This is a genomic window from uncultured Stenotrophomonas sp. (assembly GCF_945952405.1).
Taxonomy (GTDB): domain Bacteria; phylum Pseudomonadota; class Gammaproteobacteria; order Xanthomonadales; family Xanthomonadaceae; genus Stenotrophomonas.
The window spans coordinates 150,784-165,207 of the sequence record NZ_CAMFIA010000003.1 but is presented as its reverse complement, the minus strand read 5'-3'; the positions used below and the strand labels follow the sequence as shown (position 1 = coordinate 165,207).

Below are 14,424 nucleotides of genomic sequence, written 5' to 3'. Positions count from 1 at the left end.
TTCAGCCTGGGCTGGTACACTACGCAGGCCGGTTCGCCGGTACACAAACGTCTTCAGGGCGGGGTGCAATTCCCCACCGGCGGTAGGTGCCCCAGGGCACGAGCCCGCGAGCGCCCCGGCTTACGGCCGGGGGTCAGCAGATCCGGTCCGATGCCGGAGCCGACGGTCATAGTCCGGATGAAAGAAGACGGTGCCACAGGGCGTATGCCCTGCGTGCGCCTGTTTGCCTTGCGGCGTTTTTCGCTCACATTCCGCGGAGAACGTTACTTGTTTACTGGAATCATCGAAGGCGTCGGCCGTCTGGCTGCACGCGAGCCCATCGGCGGCGATGTCCGCTTCACCTTCAACGTCGGGAACCTGCCGTTCGACAACGTGCAGCTGGGCGAGAGCATCGCCATCAACGGCGTCTGCCTCACCGTCATCGCATTCGACGCCAGCAGCTTCCAGGCGGATGCGTCCACCGAGACGCTGGGCCTGACCACGCTGGGCCAGCTGGACCAGGGCGCGGTCATCAACCTGGAGCGTGCGATGCGCCCGACCGATCGCCTTGGCGGCCATCTGGTCAGTGGCCACGTCGATGGCCTCGGCCAGGTGCTGTCCATCCATGAAGACGCGCGCGCCCAGCGTTGGCGCTTCGCCGCGCCGGCCTCGCTGCGCCGCTACATCGCGCGCAAGGGATCGATCTGCGTGGACGGCGTCAGCCTCACCGTCAATGAAGTGGATGACGAGGGTTTCGAAGTCGCGCTGATCCCGCACACCGTGGCCAATACCGCCTTCTCCGCCACGGGCGTGGGCAGTGCGGTCAATCTTGAAATCGACCTGGTTGCCCGTTACGTCGAGCGCCTGATCAGCGTGCCGGCCAATGGCCAGCACCCGCATGGAGATGCAGCATGAATTTCGCGCCGATTCCGGAGATCCTGGAAGACATCCGCCAGGGCCGCATGGTGGTCATCGTCGATGACGAAGACCGCGAGAACGAAGGCGACCTGATCATGGCCGCCGAGCTGGTCAAGGCCAGCGACATCAACTTCATGGTCACCCACGGCCGCGGCCTGGTGTGCCTGCCACTGAACCGCACCCGCGCCGCCGACCTCGGCCTGGCACCGATGGTGCAGGCCAATACCGCGCAGTTCCAGACCAATTTCACGGTCAGCATCGAGGCCGCCGAGGGCGTCACCACCGGCATCTCGGCACATGACCGCGCGCATACCATCCGCACCGCGGTGAAGCCCAATGCCAAGCCCTCGGACCTGCACCAGCCGGGCCACATCTTCCCGCTGATCGCCCAGCCGGGCGGCGTGCTGACCCGCGCCGGCCACACCGAAGCGGCCGTGGACATGGCCATGCTGGCCGGTCTGGAGCCGGCCGGCGTGCTGGTGGAGATCCTGAACCCCGACGGCAGCATGGCGCGCCGCCCGGAGCTGGAAGTGTTCGCCCGCGAGCACGGCCTGAAGATGGGTTCCATTGCCGACCTGATCGCCTATCGCCTGGCGACCGAGAAGACCGTTGAACGCGTCGATGAACGCGACATCGATACCGAATTCGGTCCGTTCAAGCTGGTGACCTACCGCGACCGCATCGCCCACGACCTGCATTTCGCCCTGGTCCGGGGCACTCCGGATGCGGATATCCCGACCCTGGTGCGGGTGCAGGTGGAAAACCCGCTGGCCGACCTGCTGCACTGGCGCCGCGATGACTTCGGCGTGGCGGCCACCGACGCCCTGCGTGCGATTGCTGCCGAGGGCGCTGGCGTGATGGTGGTGTTGTCGGCCCCGCGCGACGGCGAAGCGCTGTTGGCCCGCCTGCGCCAGCAGCCGGCGCCGGTGGTGCCGGGCAAGGACAAGGACGTGGGCCAGTGGCGCCGCAACGGCGCCGGTGCGCAGATCCTGTCCGAGCTGGGCCTGGGCAAGCTGCGCGTGCTGGGCACGCCGCGTCGCCAGATCGGCCTGGCCGGGTACGGCCTGGAAGTCGTGGAAACCGTGGGCTGCTGACCGGCATCACCGGTGCGTGCCGAGCGTTGGTCGGCGCGCAGTTCCCCTGATTGCCGGCCAGCGGCCGGCACTACCGGTGGGTGCCGACCGTTGGTCGGCACGCCCCCGGCAACGGCCGGGGCCCATCCACGGTAGAATCTCCCCCTTATCGAGTCCCCCAAGCCGCATATGAGCCACTACGAAGGCGATCTTCGCACTCCCGAGTCGGCGCGCTTCGCCATCCTGGCCAGCCGCTGGAACGCCCGCATCACCGACACGCTGGTCGCAGGCGCACGCCTGAGCCTGGCCGGCAACGGCATCAGCGAAGCCAACATCGACGTGATCCGCGTGCCGGGTGCCTGGGAACTGCCGCTGGTTGCCGCGCGCCTGGCAGCCGCCCATGAACACGCCGCCATCCTCACCCTGGGCTGCGTGATCCGTGGCGACACCCGTCATTACGAACACGTGGCCGACCGCTGCGCCGAAGGCCTGATGCGCGTGCAGCTGGATTTCGGTGTGCCGGTGCTGAACGGCGTGCTGGCGGTGGAACGCGTGGAAGACGCCGAGGCCCGCGCAGGCGGCAGCCACGGCAACAAGGGCGAGGAAGTCGCACTCGCCGCATTGGAAATGGTCAATCTCCTGGAGCAGCTGCCATGAACAAGAACACCCAGGGCAAGCCCTCCGGTAAACCCGTCCGCCGCGATGGCGTCGATCCGGTGCTGCGCTCGCGCGCGCGCCGTCGTGCCGTGCAGGCCATCTACGCCTGGCAGATCTCCGGCGGCAACGCACAGTCGCTGATCGCCCAGTTCGCCCACGAGCAGGCGCGCGAGATCGCCGATCTCGGCTATTTCGAGAACCTGCTGCACGGCGTGCTCGACAACCGCCGCGACATCGACGAAGCGCTGGGCCCGTACCTGGACCGTGGCATCGAGGAAGTCGACGCGATCGAACGCGCGGTGCTGCGCCTGGCTGCCTACGAGCTGCGTTACCGCCTGGACGTGCCGTACCGCGTGGTCATCAACGAAGCCATCGAATCGGCCAAGCGCTTCGGTTCCGAGCACGGCCATACCTACGTCAACGGTGTGCTGGATCGTGCCGCCGTGGAATGGCGCAAGGTCGAATCGGGTCACTGACCTGCCTGTGGTAGTGCCGGCCGCTGGCCGGCAGCTGCAGGGATCCTCAGGTTGCCGGCCAGCGGCCGGCACTACCGCCCGCCGCGCGATGCGCGGCATGCACAACTGCGGGAGCATCCCCATGTCCCTGGCCGAATTCGCCCTGATCGACCGCATCCGCGCCCGCACCGTCGAGCGCGACGACATCCTGCTCGGCATCGGTGATGACGCCGCGCTGCTGCAGCCGCGTGCCAACGAGCAGCTGGTGGTGACCGCCGACACGCTCAACAGTGGCGTGCATTTTCCGGCGGAAACCCCGGCCTTCGACATCGGCTGGAAGACCCTGGCGGTCAATCTCTCCGATCTGGCCTCGATGGGCGCGCGCCCGGCGTGGTGCACGCTGGCGCTTTCGCTTCCGGAAGCGTCGGAGGACTGGATCGATGCCTTCGCCGATGGCTTCTTTGCCCTGGCCGATCAGCACGACATTGCGCTGATCGGGGGCGACACCACGCGCGGGCCGCTGTCGCTGTCGGTGACCGCGATGGGCCAGGTGGGGCGTGGCCAGGCCCTGCGCCGCGACCGCGCGCAGGTCGGCGATGATCTGTGGGTCAGCGGCACCCTGGGCGATGCCGCCGGTGCGCTGCGCCTGTGGCAGCAGGGTGCGCTGAGCGTGGCCACCGCAACGCTGCTGGCCGACTACGAAAGCCTGCGCCTGCGCCTGCTGCGGCCGACGCCACGGGTCACCCTCGGCCTGCGCCTGCGTGCATTCGCGCATGCGGCAGTGGACGTGTCCGACGGCCTGCTGGCCGACCTCGGCCACATCGCCACGCGCAGCAACGTTGCTGCCCACGTCGATGCCGATCTGCTGCCGGTCTCGCAGGCGCTGCGCGAACTGCTGGGCCGCGAAGGCGCGCGCGATTGCGCACTGCGTGGGGGTGACGACTACGAACTGTGCTTCACCGCCGCTGCCGACCAGCGCGATGCACTGCACTACCTGGCCGAATCGCTGGATCTGCCGCTCACCCGCATCGGCCGCATCGCCGAAGGGCAGGGCGTGCACGTGGACGGCGAAGCCAGCGAGGGTGGCTACCAGCATTTCGCGTGAGACCTCTGTAGAACCGGGCCCACGCTTGCCTGGCAACATGTCGCCCGTCAGCTGAAATCCGCCGGAGCCTGGTGATCCGCTGCGATCGCGCCTGCGCGCCTTGCGGATGCCTGGCTGGACCGCGGTTGAACAGAAACCGCATCTGTCGCAATTGCCCGTTGAGTGTGCGGGCCGGCGGCGGTGATGCTGATGGATCGCCCGCCACGTCCACCCGCATGACCTCTACCGAACGTCCCCACAACGCCGCCATCGATGGCCTGCGTGCGCTGGCGGTGCTGGCCGTCATCCTCTTCCACGTCAACGCCGCCTGGTTGCCGGGTGGTTTCACCGGCGTGGACCTGTTCTTCGTGGTGTCCGGCTTTGTCATCAGCCAGTCGCTGGCCGCGCGCGCGGGCATGCCGCTGGGGGCGTTGCTGCTCGACTTCTATCGGCGCCGCGTGCTGCGCCTGCTGCCGGCGCTGCTGGTGATGCTGATGGCCACCTTCGTGCTGTCGGCCTTGTTCATACCGCGTGCCTGGCGCAATGAACAGTTCGACCAGACCGGGTGGGCGGCGCTGGTGGGCGCCAGCAACCTGGTGCTGGCCGGCCAGCCGGACGACTACTTCTCGCCGGGTGCGGAACTCAACCCGTTCCTGCATACGTGGACGCTGGGCGTGGAAGAACAGTTCTACCTGGTATTCCCGCTGCTGTTCTTCATCTGGCTGCGGGGGCGCGGGCAATCGCTGGGGTCGCGCTGGCTGCTGCCGGCGCTGACCCTGCTGTCGCTGGCGTGGGCGGCCTGGCAGGCGCATGCCGCGCCGGCGTCTGCCTTCTATCTGCTGCCGTCGCGGTTCTGGGAACTGGCGGCCGGTGCGCTGCTGTACCAGTGGATGAGCCTGCGTGCGACGAGCCCGTGGGGTGATCGCTCTGCAGCGCTGGGCCTGGCGTTGCTGGCAACCGGCGTGATGGTGGCTCCGCGGCTGCCGATGCCGGTGCCGGGCGTGCTCGCCACCGTGGCCGGCACCGTGCTGCTGTTGGCGGCGGTTTCGGCGCCGGGCACCTCGCGCATCGGCCGCGCGCTGGGCTGGGCGCCGCTGGCGTATCTGGGCCGGTTGTCCTACTCACTGTATCTCTGGCATTGGCCGCTGCTGGTGCTGCTGCGCTGGACCCATGGCCTGCAGGGCGCAGCGCTGTGGCTGTACCCGTTGTTGCTGCTGGCGGTGTCGGCAGCCTCCCATCATCTCGTGGAACGTCCGCTGCGCAGTGCCGTACCGCTGCTGCGCGTGGCTCCTGCCAAGCTGCTGGCGTCGGCACTGGCGGTGGTGGCGGTGTGCGCTGCGGGTGCCTGGGCCACGGTGGAGTACCACGAGCAGATCTCGCTCAGCGTCACCCGCGATGGGTATGCGTGGCAGGCCCGGCGCTATCCAGCGTGGCGGCCACTGCAACCGGTTGCTGCGCCGGCGCTTGCAGGGCGGCGCCTGTTCGTGGTCGGTGACTCGCATGCGGCGGCCTATCGCACGATGACCAGCATGGCCGCGCGCCAGACCGGCATGCAGCTTCATCAGCAGGATCGCGGTGGTTGCAGCTTCGTCAACCTGCTGCGGGCCAGCCCGGCCGAGTGCCAGGACTTCATCGAAGAGGCGCTGTCGACCGTCGAGAGCGAGGCCCGCCCGGGCGATATCGTGCTGCTTGCGGCGCTGCGCATGCCGGAGCTGCGTGGCTTCGACTGGCAGCAGCAGGATCCGCAGCAGATCTACCGCCAGCTGCTGGACGCGCGTACGCCGGTACATGCGCAGGCTGCGCGTGAGGAAGCCGAACGTGTCCTGCAGCGCCTGCAGGCGCTGCGCGTGCACATCGTCATCGACGCACCGCTGCCGTTGTTCAAGGCCGGTGCGTATCGCTGTTCGGACTGGTTCAACCGCCGCAACCCTGCGTGCGCAGGTGGCCTGAGCATGCCGCGCGCGGATCTGGAGCGGCTGCGCGCGCCGCAGATGACGTTGCTGGCGGAGCTGGCCGTGCGCCATCCGTTGCTGACGGTATGGGACCCGCTGCCATGGCTGTGCGGGCCCGACACCTGTGCCGCGGTGACGGACGGCGAGCCGCTGTTCTTCGACAACGACCATCTGAGCGGGCACGGCAACCGCGTGCTGCTGCCCAGTTTCCGCCAGACCCTGGTCGACCTTGCCGACGACGCGCCCCTGTAGCGCCGAGCCGATGCTCGGCTTGCCACGTGCGGCGCGGGTGTCATCGTGATCTGGGCGGAGAGCAGCCGAGCATGGGCTCGGCGCTACAGGTGGGTGCGCTCGGCGCTATGCCGGAGGCAACACCTTGCCCGGGTTGAGGATGCCGTCCGGGTCCAGCGCGGCCTTGATTGCCCGCATCGCCATCAACGTGGCCGGGCTGAAGGCCTGTGCCATGAAATCGCGCTTGGCCAGCCCAATGCCGTGTTCGCCCGACAAGGTACCCCCCAGCGCCAACGTCAGCTCGAAGATCTTCGGTAGTGCGGCATGCGCACGCGCATTCTCGTCGGCATCGTCAGGGTGGTAGAGGATGTTGACGTGCAGGTTGCCGTTGCCGGCATGGCCGAAGGTGACGATGGTCAGCGCGTAGTCGCGTGCCAGCGCCTGTACACCGGCCACGAGTGCAGGGATGCGCGATACCGGAACCACCACGTCTTCATTGATCTTGCCCGGCGCGACGCTGCGCAACGCCGGCGACAGCGCCTTGCGCGCGGCCCACAGCTGGTCACGCGCGCGCCCTTCCATCGCCACGTCCAGCGCAATCATGCCGTCGCCTTCGGCGGCGCTGGCCAATGCCTGCAGCAGGTACGGGAGGGTGTCGTGGTCGCCATCGGCTTCGACCAGCAGCATCGCGCCGGCGTCCGGCACATCGGCGCCGTTGAGGCGCAGCAGTTCCAGGCTGCGGGCGTCCATGAATTCCAGGCGGGTCGGCACCACCGGTTGCGACATCAGCCGCGACACCGCCGCAGCGGCGGCATCGGCGTCGCGATACAGCACGCGCAGGCCGGCCTGGCTTACCGGCAGCGGCGTCAGTTTCAGCGTGGCTTCCACGATCAGGGCCAGCGTGCCTTCGCTGCCCACCAGCAGGTGGGTAAGGTCGTAGCCGGTGGCGTCCTTGGTGTAGGCGCCGCCACAGCGGATAAGGTCGCCGCTGCCGGTCACCGCCACCAGCCCGAGTACGTTGTCGCGGCTGGTGCCGTACTTCACCGCGCGTGGGCCGCCGGCGTTGCAGGCCAGGTTGCCGCCGATGCTGCAGACGTCCGCGCTGGAGGGGTCGGGCGCCCAGAACAGGCCGTGCGGCGCCAGTGCCTGTTGCAGCGTGCCGTTGAGCACGCCCGGCTGCACTACCGCGCAGCGGTCGCCAGCGCGGATCTCCACGATGCGGTCCATGCGGGTGAACGACAACACGATGCTGCCCGGCAACGGTACGGCCGCACCGGTGGTGCCGGTCCCTGCGCCGCGCGCGACCAGGGCCACGCCATGCGCACGGCAGGCACGCACCAGCGCCTGCACCTGCGCCACATCGGCCGGCAGCGCGACGGCAGCAGGATGCTGGTGGCGCCACGAGTTGTCCTGTGCGTTCGCTTCCAGGCTGCCCGGATCCGTGCGCCAGCCCTCCGCGCCCAGCAGGGCGGACAGTTCGGCAACCAGGGCAGCAGGCAGGGCGGTACTCATGACGGATCTCGTGGGGCAGCAGAAGAGGGTTGGATCAGTTTCCAGGCGACGACGGCAGTGGCCAGTGGCAGCCATACCCAGCGCAGTTCAGACAGCAGGGTGGCGACGCCGCGCGCGCTGAAGAACTGCGCGGCAAACGGTGAAACGCGGATCGGCCGCCACGGTGCGAAGAAGCGCTGGTCGCTCCAGGGCCAGGCCAGGGCAACGCCGAGCCCGCCGGAGGTCATCGCATCCAGCAGCGGGTGGCTGGCCGCGCACACGAAGACGAACACCGCGGCTTGTAGGATCGACGCAACCGTTGGCCCTGCCTTGGTAGGTGCCAACCTTGGTTGGCACGAACCCGCCGACCAAGGTCGGCCGCTACCAAAGAATGCCAACACCGCCGCTACCGCCGCCAGCACGAACGCGAACAGCAGCGAATGGCTGGCACCGCGATGGCCAAAGGCATCGGCATAGGGAATGTGCAGGGCGAAGGCCAGCACGTCGGCATCGGGCAGCATCGCTGCGACCACGCCGGCGGCCAGCAGGCGCGGCGGGATGCGGCCGCGGTCGGCGGCACACCACAGTGCCAGCGGCACGGCGGCATGGGTGATGATCGAAGGCATCAGTCCTGCACTCCTGCGGCGCCGCCCGCTGGCCGGCAACAGGTCTGTCGGGTGATGCTGGCCGTTGGCCGGCAACAGGTCTCTCGGGTAGGGCCGGCCGCTGGCCGGCTGCATGTCTGTCGGGTAGGGCCGGCCGCTGGCCGGCTGCATGTCTGTCGGGTAGGGCCGGCCGCTGGCCGGCTGCAGGTACACATCAGCAATCATCCAGCCGGAACGCATCACGCAGCCAGTGCAGCTGCGGCGGTTCGCCACTGGCCTCGACCACGTCGAAGCGGCAGGGCGCATTGGCCAGCGCGGGATTGTCCTGCAGGAACAGTTGCGCGGCGTGGGCCAGGCGCCGGCATTTGCGGGCGTCGACCGACGCGGCGCCACCGCCGAAGTCGGATCGCGCGCGATAGCGCACTTCCACGAACACCACGGTGCCGGCGTCGTCCATCACCAGGTCGAGTTCGCCGCCGCGATAACGCACGTTGCGCGCACGCGGCTGCAGCCCGGCCTGTTGCAGATGCTGCTCGGCGGCGGCTTCCACCGCCGAGCCACGCTGGCTGCGCTCAGCGACCACCGACGATCGGCATCGGCCGGCCGCCATTGAAGGTCGACCACGCCGGCTGGCGCAGGATGTTGCCGTTGCTGTCCAGGAACAGCGTGCCAGTGGCGCCGTCCAGGCCGCCTTCATTGGACAGCTTGTCCAGGTAGGCGGTGATCTTCCAGGCGTCGGCGCCGAAGGCGAACAGGCGGCCGGCGGCACCCCGTGCACTCGGCAGGGTGCTGGCGACCTGGCTGGCCGAGGGCAGGCCGGACACACTGCGTACGTTCCAGGCTTCGTTCGGATAGACGATGCCGTCCAGGGCCACGTCTTCTTCCACCTTGCCGCTGCCGACGGTCAGCTGCGAGGTGCCGACGCGGGTCGCGCCACCGGCACCGGCCAGTGCCAGCTGCGGCGCCAGCAGGCGTGCCTGCGGTGCGCGCACGGCCAGGAACACGGCATCGACCTGGCCGGCATTGCGCACCTGCGCGCCGACATCGCCCACGGCGTCGCCGACATTGAGCGTGGCCACCACCTGGCCACCGCGCTGGGCGAAGCGCTGGGCGAAGGCCGTGGCGGAGCGGCGGCCGGTGTCGTCGTTGCTGCTGATCACCAGCGCACGGCTGCGTTCGCGGCCACGCAGGTATTCGGCGGCGACGATGCCGTCGTCTTCCGGCGCCAGCGAGAACCCGGCGCTGCCGGCCGGCGGCGCATCCTTGCCGCGGTTCAGTGCAAGCACCGGTACCTGCAGCTGCTGGCGGCCGTACACGGCGTCCACTTCGTCGCGGCCCAGCGGGCCGACCACGAAGTCGGCACCGGCGGCGACGGCCTTGTCATAGGCGGCCAGTGCACCGGCCGGCGTACCGGCGGTGTCGATGAAATTGATGTCCGGGCGGCGGCGGGTCTCGCCGTAGTAGGCGGCCAGCAGGCCGTCACGCACCGGCTGCGCGGCGGTGGCCAGGCGGCCGCTGAGCGGCAGCAGGACCGCCAGCTTGGCCGGCGGGCGGTAGCCGTCGCTCATTGCCGGGGGGCGCTTGCTGGTATCGAACTGGGCTGCACCATCGCGGTCGAACGGGCGCGGCAGCGGCAGGCCGCGTGCGATCAGCGCACGGCCGGCGAAGTTGTACAGCGGGTCGTTGGCCGGCAGGGCGGCGGCGCGGCTGCGCAGGGTGGCGTCGTCGAGGGTGCCGAGCAGGCCGGCGATCGCGGCCTGGTTCTCGCTGCGCGCGCTGCCGGTCAGGCTGGCATGGGCGCGTGCGCGTTCGGTGGCGGCGCCGAACGCATCGCCGGTGCCCTGCAGGGCCTGGGCGCGGGCCAGCAGCCAGCGCGTACGCAGGCCGACCGCCACGCTGTCGGCATGATCCTTCAGCAGTGCCAGTGCCTGCGCCGGCTGCTTGTCGGCCAGCGCCAGCTCGGCACCGGTCAGCTGGTAGCGCTGCAGGCTGGCACCGGACAGCTGGCGGGCCGTCAGCTGGCCGAGCAGGCTGCGCGCACGGGCGCTGTCACCGGCCAGATGCCAGGCCCAGGCCGCATCGGCCAGTGCGTTGCTGCGCGCGCCGCCACGCAGGGTGGCGGCCAGGCCTTCCAACTGCAGCGCGGCGTCGCGGGGCTTGCCCTGTTCGATCAGCGCCAGCGCCTGGCTCTGGGCCGGCGAATCGGGCGTGCTGGTCAGGCTGGTGGTGGCACAGCCGGCCAGCAGCATCAGCGACAACGACAGGGCGGAGATCCGTGCGGCGGGCTTGTTCATGATCGGGTCCATGCGATGAGGGCAGCGGCCTTGGCCGGGTACACGCTACGATTCTACCCTTGCCCCGTGAGTACCGCTGAAATGAGTGTCCCAACCCTGTACGTCGTCGCCACCCCGATCGGCAACCTGGCCGATCTGAGCCCGCGCGCGCAGGAGGTGCTGCGTTCGGTGGCGGCCATCTGTGCCGAAGACACCCGCCGCAGTGGCCAGTTGCTGTCGCATTTCGGCATCCAGCAGCCGCTGGTGGCCCTGCATGAGCACAACGAAGATGCGCTGGCGCAGCGCCTGGTTTCGCGCCTGCAGGCGGGTGAATCTCTGGCGCTGGTCAGTGATGCCGGGACGCCGCTGGTCAGCGATCCGGGCTTCCGGCTGGTGCGTGCCGCGCGTGCGGCCGGCATCCGGGTCAGCCCGATTCCTGGCGCCTGTGCTGCCATTGCCGCATTGAGCGTCGCCGGCCTGCCGAGCGACCGCTTCAGTTTCGAAGGCTTCCTGCCGGCCAAGGCCAGCGGGCGCCGCGATCGCCTGCAGGCGCTGGCCGGCGAAGTGCGCACGATGGTGTTCTACGAATCCTCGCACCGCATTGCCGAGTCGCTGGCCGACATGGCGGCGATCTTCGGCGGCGAGCGCCCGGCGGTGCTGGCGCGTGAACTGACCAAGCTGTTCGAAACCGTGCTCGATGGTGACCTGGCCGGCCTGTTGGCCCGGGTCGAGGCCGACGACAACCAGCGCAAGGGCGAGTTCGTGGTGATGGTGCAGGGCGCTGGCGACGACGAGGAAGCGCAGCTGGCGCAGGGACGTCGCGTGTACGCGAAGCTGAGCGAGCACCTGCCGCCGTCGACCGCGGCCAAGCTGGCCGCCGAGTTGACCGGCGCACCGCGCAAGGCGTTGTACGGCAGTTGAGGGCGCCAGATCCACGCCATGCGTGGATGCCGATCAGCGTGCAGCCACGCATGGCGTGGCGCTACTGCGGTAGAATGCGCGCTGGCGGAGCCGGCCAGACAGTCGCGTCATCCCTTCGGGGGTGCCGAGGAAAGTCCGGGCTCCATAGGGCAAGGTGCCAGGTAACGCCTGGGCGGCGCAAGCCGACGGAAAGTGCAACAGAAAGATACCGCCTACGTCTTCTTCGGAAGGCCGGTAAGGGTGAAATGGTGCGGTAAGAGCGCACCGCGAGTCTGGCAACAGACCGGCACGGCAAACCCCACCTGGAGCAAGACCAAATAGGGATCCTTTGGCGCGGCCCGCGTTGGATCCGGGTAGGTTGCTTGAGCGTTGCGGTGACGTAACGCCTAGAGGAATGACTGTCCACGACAGAACCCGGCTTATCGGCCGGCTCCGCCTCCTTCTTCTTCCACGCAAGGCGTGGATCGACCGTGATTGCGGGGCCGGATGCCTTTCCACAGGAAAGGCATCCGGCCCCATCACGGTCAGCGGTACTGGCCGGCTGAAATGAACTGCGAGAAGCGCTCGCACCACACCACGACCGTGGTGTAGTCGTCCACGTCCACGTTGCCGGGTACGTCCACCAGGAAGCGGTTGAAGGTCTTCACCTCGCCGATGCGCTGCGCCTGTGCCTTGATCCTGAGGAAATCGGCCTTGTTGTCGACGAAGTCGCGGACCAGATAGACCTTGTAGTCCGGGCCCGGCCCCATCCTGCCGTCGAAGGCGACCTGGCGCGGGCTGACGCTGACCTCGCCTTCGGCCCAGTGCACCGCGTCGCTGCCCTTCAGGTCGCGCCGGAAGCGGGTGTGGTGGGGGGCCTCGCGCATGGCCGCCTGCACCTGCGCGAGCGGCGGGTCATCGGGCGCGGTCAGGATCGGCAGGAAATACACGCCCAGGCCGAAGCCCAGGCCGAGGGTGAGCAGGTGGGTGGCGGACAGGATGAGGATGCGGCGCATGGGGCCTCCTTGTGGCTGCGATGGATCGCGCGGCGGGGTGCCGGGCCGGACCACCCTGGGAGGTTGCGGGCATTATTTATAGACACAGCGCCGGGTCAAAAATGGGCACAGCCGGCCGCCGCGGGCGCGCAGACCCCTGCGGCGCAGCCGGTTGGGAGGCGGTCCCTGGAGCTGAACGACGCCTTCGGGATGTCGCGTTGGGGGTCCGATGCTGCAGGTTGCGACAGCCGCGCGGTCAGAAAATGACCTGGCTGTGTCCGCTGGGGATGCCCTGCGGGCCGAAACGGCGCTCATGGATCTCACCGTGGCCGTCGGCATCGATCAGCAGCACGGTGCTGGCGCGGGTGCCGTAGTCGTCGCCGCGGATGAAGGCCGGGCTCAGCCAGCGCTCGCGTTCCAGGCCGATGCCGGTATCGGGCAGGTCGCTGTCGGCGGGGCGGTGCTCATCGGCCAGCGCGGCCCAGAGCGGGGTCAGGTCACTTTCCCCCTGGGCCAGGGTTCTGGCCCGGTCTTCCTGCAGCCAGCCTTCAAGGGCCGCCATCAACCGCCGGGTCTTCGGCCACGGCGCGTCCAGTGCGCCGTTGGACATGCCGTGCACGCCCGGGCCAAGGCTCTGGCGTTCGGCCGGATGGTTGCCCAGGTATTCCAGGCTGTTGCCATCGGCCAGCAGGAGGTTGAAGGGAGCGTAGGCGCCGGCCACCGTCGCCAAACGATCGATATGCACCGCAGCGGGGTCGCGGCCACGCAGGAAGTCGGCGACCAGTGCGCCGCGCGAGGGGCCGGTCTGGGCGGCCAGCGGGTCGCGGACATTGGTGACCACGGCCATCCGGCCAGAGGCGCCCACCCCGGCCCAGCCGCCCCCGGAGCGCAGGTCGCGCCCCCCGATGACGGAGGTCTCATCTTGCCAGGGGGCCAGCGCCGCCGTCGGGCGCGCGTGGAACTCATCACGGTTGCCGGTCATCACCAGCCGCCAGCGCGGGTGGTGCATCCAGCCAAGAGCGAGCAGGCACATGGCTTCATTGTGCACGGTTTGCGCAGTCCGGCGTCGTTTTCAGCGCGCTCCGGATGAATGCGCGGGCGATGTTTCACGCCCTCTCCACGCCCCTGAACTTCTGTTCAATCTCAAAAATTGAGACGGATCAGCAACTTGTGGATAAGCCTTGAACAATTCTCTAAAGGTTGTTGCAAGCCATTGATGCGGCTGGCGATTTCCCTGCGGAAAAGGTGTTGACAACCCTTGGCTCGCTGCTAAGGTGGGCATCAGAGGGAAATCCGGGTGTTTTGTGGGTTTTCGTGGTTCAATGTTTCACCGGGCGAAGGACAAGGTGCAGGCGTCGTGTTCCAGGGCGAGACGGCCATCACAGTTGACGATAAAGGGCGCATGGCGGTTCCCACCGCTTACCGCGACCTCGTCGCGCGCGCCAGCAACAACCGTCTCGTGTTGACCTACAACCCGTTCGAAGCCGGCTGCCTGTGGCTGTATGCAGAGTCGGAATGGGAGCGGGTCCGCGACGATGTGATGTCCAAGCCCAACACCCAGCGCGTCGTGCGCCTGTTGCAGCAGAAGCTGGTCGGTTCGGCCGCCCATCTGGAACTGGACGGCAACGGTCGCATCAGCATCCCCGCCAGCCACCGCGGTGCGGTGGGCATTGAGAAGAAGGCGGTATTGCTCGGTATGGGCGACAAGTTCGAATTGTGGAGCGAGCAGGCGCATCGGGCCCTGATCCAGCAGACATTGTCTGATGAGGATCTGGGTGATGGGTTGCTCGACCTGAAGTTGTGAGCCGGGG

Annotated in this window: 14 protein-coding genes, 1 other RNA gene and 1 riboswitch; of the genes, 9 read left to right on the top strand and 6 right to left on the bottom strand. The window is 68.7% G+C overall.

The genetic code is table 11. The features are described from left to right. Nucleotides 1-45: 45 nt before the first annotated feature. Nucleotides 46-193, top strand: a riboswitch (FMN riboswitch). A 74-nt stretch (nucleotides 194-267) separates the two neighbouring features. The 6 genes from Q0P60_RS04640 (at nucleotide 268) to Q0P60_RS04615 (ending at nucleotide 6,370) form a co-directional block, all read left to right on the top strand. Continuing rightward, on the top strand, nucleotides 268-894 hold the full coding sequence (locus Q0P60_RS04640; RefSeq protein ID WP_294988912.1) for a riboflavin synthase: 627 nt from the start codon (nucleotides 268-270) through the stop codon (nucleotides 892-894). Then, nucleotides 891-1,991, top strand: a complete 1,101-nt coding sequence (ribB, locus tag Q0P60_RS04635; RefSeq protein WP_294988909.1) for a 3,4-dihydroxy-2-butanone-4-phosphate synthase — start codon at nucleotides 891-893, stop codon at nucleotides 1,989-1,991. Before Q0P60_RS04640 ends, ribB begins: the two co-directional genes overlap by 4 nt. A gap of 168 nt (nucleotides 1,992-2,159) precedes the next feature. Next, the gene (ribH, locus tag Q0P60_RS04630) at nucleotides 2,160-2,627 is read left to right on the top strand and encodes a 6,7-dimethyl-8-ribityllumazine synthase (RefSeq protein ID WP_294988906.1); all 468 of its coding nucleotides are present in this window, start codon (nucleotides 2,160-2,162) and stop codon (nucleotides 2,625-2,627) included. Continuing rightward, nucleotides 2,624-3,103 (top strand): transcription antitermination factor NusB, encoded by a 480-nt coding sequence (nusB, locus tag Q0P60_RS04625; RefSeq protein WP_294988903.1) that lies wholly within the window; start codon nucleotides 2,624-2,626, stop codon nucleotides 3,101-3,103. The genes ribH and nusB overlap by 4 nt, the downstream gene beginning before the upstream one ends. A 121-nt stretch (nucleotides 3,104-3,224) precedes the next feature. Beyond that, the gene (gene thiL / locus Q0P60_RS04620) at nucleotides 3,225-4,187 is read left to right on the top strand and encodes a thiamine-phosphate kinase (protein ID WP_294988900.1); all 963 of its coding nucleotides are present in this window, start codon (nucleotides 3,225-3,227) and stop codon (nucleotides 4,185-4,187) included. Between the two features lie 215 nt (nucleotides 4,188-4,402). After that, nucleotides 4,403-6,370: an acyltransferase family protein gene (locus Q0P60_RS04615; protein WP_294988897.1), complete on the top strand. Its 1,968-nt coding sequence runs from the start codon at nucleotides 4,403-4,405 to the stop codon at nucleotides 6,368-6,370. Nucleotides 6,371-6,475: 105 nt separating this feature from the next. Here Q0P60_RS04615 and Q0P60_RS04610 read toward each other — a convergent pair whose 3' ends face one another. From Q0P60_RS04610 to Q0P60_RS04595, 4 genes are all read right to left on the bottom strand, one after another. After that, nucleotides 6,476-7,861, bottom strand: a complete 1,386-nt coding sequence (locus tag Q0P60_RS04610; protein ID WP_294988894.1) for an FAD-linked oxidase C-terminal domain-containing protein — start codon at nucleotides 7,859-7,861, stop codon at nucleotides 6,476-6,478. Further along, on the bottom strand, nucleotides 7,858-8,466 hold the full coding sequence (locus Q0P60_RS04605; protein WP_294988891.1) for a metal-dependent hydrolase: 609 nt from the start codon (nucleotides 8,464-8,466) through the stop codon (nucleotides 7,858-7,860). The genes Q0P60_RS04610 and Q0P60_RS04605 overlap by 4 nt, the downstream gene beginning before the upstream one ends. A gap of 193 nt (nucleotides 8,467-8,659) precedes the next feature. After that, on the bottom strand, nucleotides 8,660-9,028 hold the full coding sequence (locus Q0P60_RS04600; protein WP_180879035.1) for a YraN family protein: 369 nt from the start codon (nucleotides 9,026-9,028) through the stop codon (nucleotides 8,660-8,662). After that, complete coding sequence (locus tag Q0P60_RS04595; RefSeq protein ID WP_294988886.1) at nucleotides 9,018-10,739, bottom strand: penicillin-binding protein activator; 1,722 nt, start codon at nucleotides 10,737-10,739, stop codon at nucleotides 9,018-9,020. Before Q0P60_RS04595 ends, Q0P60_RS04600 begins: the two co-directional genes overlap by 11 nt. An 81-nt stretch (nucleotides 10,740-10,820) precedes the next feature. Between Q0P60_RS04595 and rsmI the strand changes: the two genes are divergently transcribed. Both rsmI and rnpB read left to right on the top strand, forming a co-directional pair. Next, nucleotides 10,821-11,639: a 16S rRNA (cytidine(1402)-2'-O)-methyltransferase gene (gene rsmI / locus Q0P60_RS04590; protein WP_294988883.1), complete on the top strand. Its 819-nt coding sequence runs from the start codon at nucleotides 10,821-10,823 to the stop codon at nucleotides 11,637-11,639. An 86-nt stretch (nucleotides 11,640-11,725) separates the two neighbouring features. After that, an RNA gene (rnpB, locus tag Q0P60_RS04585) (RNase P RNA component class A) lies at nucleotides 11,726-12,077 on the top strand. 86 nt (nucleotides 12,078-12,163) lie between these two features. On the opposite strand, the gene Q0P60_RS04580 is transcribed toward rnpB, so the two are convergent. Both Q0P60_RS04580 and Q0P60_RS04575 read right to left on the bottom strand, forming a co-directional pair. Further along, a complete protein-coding gene (locus Q0P60_RS04580; RefSeq protein WP_294988880.1) occupies nucleotides 12,164-12,634 on the bottom strand; it encodes a DM13 domain-containing protein in 471 nt (156 codons plus the stop codon). 235 nt (nucleotides 12,635-12,869) lie between these two features. Continuing rightward, a complete protein-coding gene (locus Q0P60_RS04575; protein ID WP_294988877.1) occupies nucleotides 12,870-13,646 on the bottom strand; it encodes an NRDE family protein in 777 nt (258 codons plus the stop codon). 324 nt (nucleotides 13,647-13,970) lie between these two features. Here Q0P60_RS04575 and mraZ point away from each other — a divergent pair, with 324 nt between their 5' ends. After that, complete coding sequence (gene mraZ, locus Q0P60_RS04570; RefSeq protein ID WP_004143635.1) at nucleotides 13,971-14,417, top strand: division/cell wall cluster transcriptional repressor MraZ; 447 nt, start codon at nucleotides 13,971-13,973, stop codon at nucleotides 14,415-14,417. Nucleotides 14,418-14,424 lie beyond the last annotated feature (7 nt).

What these genes read in the sequence shown, in the direction of transcription:
- ribB (WP_294988909.1), top strand. Translation starts at nt 891, where the DNA reads ATGAATTTCGCGCCGATTCCGGAGATCCTGGAAGACATCCGCCAGGGC.
- ribH (WP_294988906.1), top strand. Translation starts at nt 2,160, where the DNA reads ATGAGCCACTACGAAGGCGATCTTCGCACTCCCGAGTCGGCGCGCTTC.
- nusB (WP_294988903.1), top strand. Translation starts at nt 2,624, where the DNA reads ATGAACAAGAACACCCAGGGCAAGCCCTCCGGTAAACCCGTCCGCCGC.
- thiL (WP_294988900.1), top strand. Translation starts at nt 3,225, where the DNA reads ATGTCCCTGGCCGAATTCGCCCTGATCGACCGCATCCGCGCCCGCACC.
- Q0P60_RS04615 (WP_294988897.1), top strand. Translation starts at nt 4,403, where the DNA reads ATGACCTCTACCGAACGTCCCCACAACGCCGCCATCGATGGCCTGCGT.
- Q0P60_RS04610 (WP_294988894.1), bottom strand. Translation starts at nt 7,861, where the DNA reads ATGAGTACCGCCCTGCCTGCTGCCCTGGTTGCCGAACTGTCCGCCCTG.
- Q0P60_RS04605 (WP_294988891.1), bottom strand. Translation starts at nt 8,466, where the DNA reads ATGCCTTCGATCATCACCCATGCCGCCGTGCCGCTGGCACTGTGGTGT.
- Q0P60_RS04595 (WP_294988886.1), bottom strand. Translation starts at nt 10,739, where the DNA reads ATGAACAAGCCCGCCGCACGGATCTCCGCCCTGTCGTTGTCGCTGATG.
- rsmI (WP_294988883.1), top strand. Translation starts at nt 10,821, where the DNA reads ATGAGTGTCCCAACCCTGTACGTCGTCGCCACCCCGATCGGCAACCTG.
- Q0P60_RS04580 (WP_294988880.1), bottom strand. Translation starts at nt 12,634, where the DNA reads ATGCGCCGCATCCTCATCCTGTCCGCCACCCACCTGCTCACCCTCGGC.
- Q0P60_RS04575 (WP_294988877.1), bottom strand. Translation starts at nt 13,646, where the DNA reads ATGTGCCTGCTCGCTCTTGGCTGGATGCACCACCCGCGCTGGCGGCTG.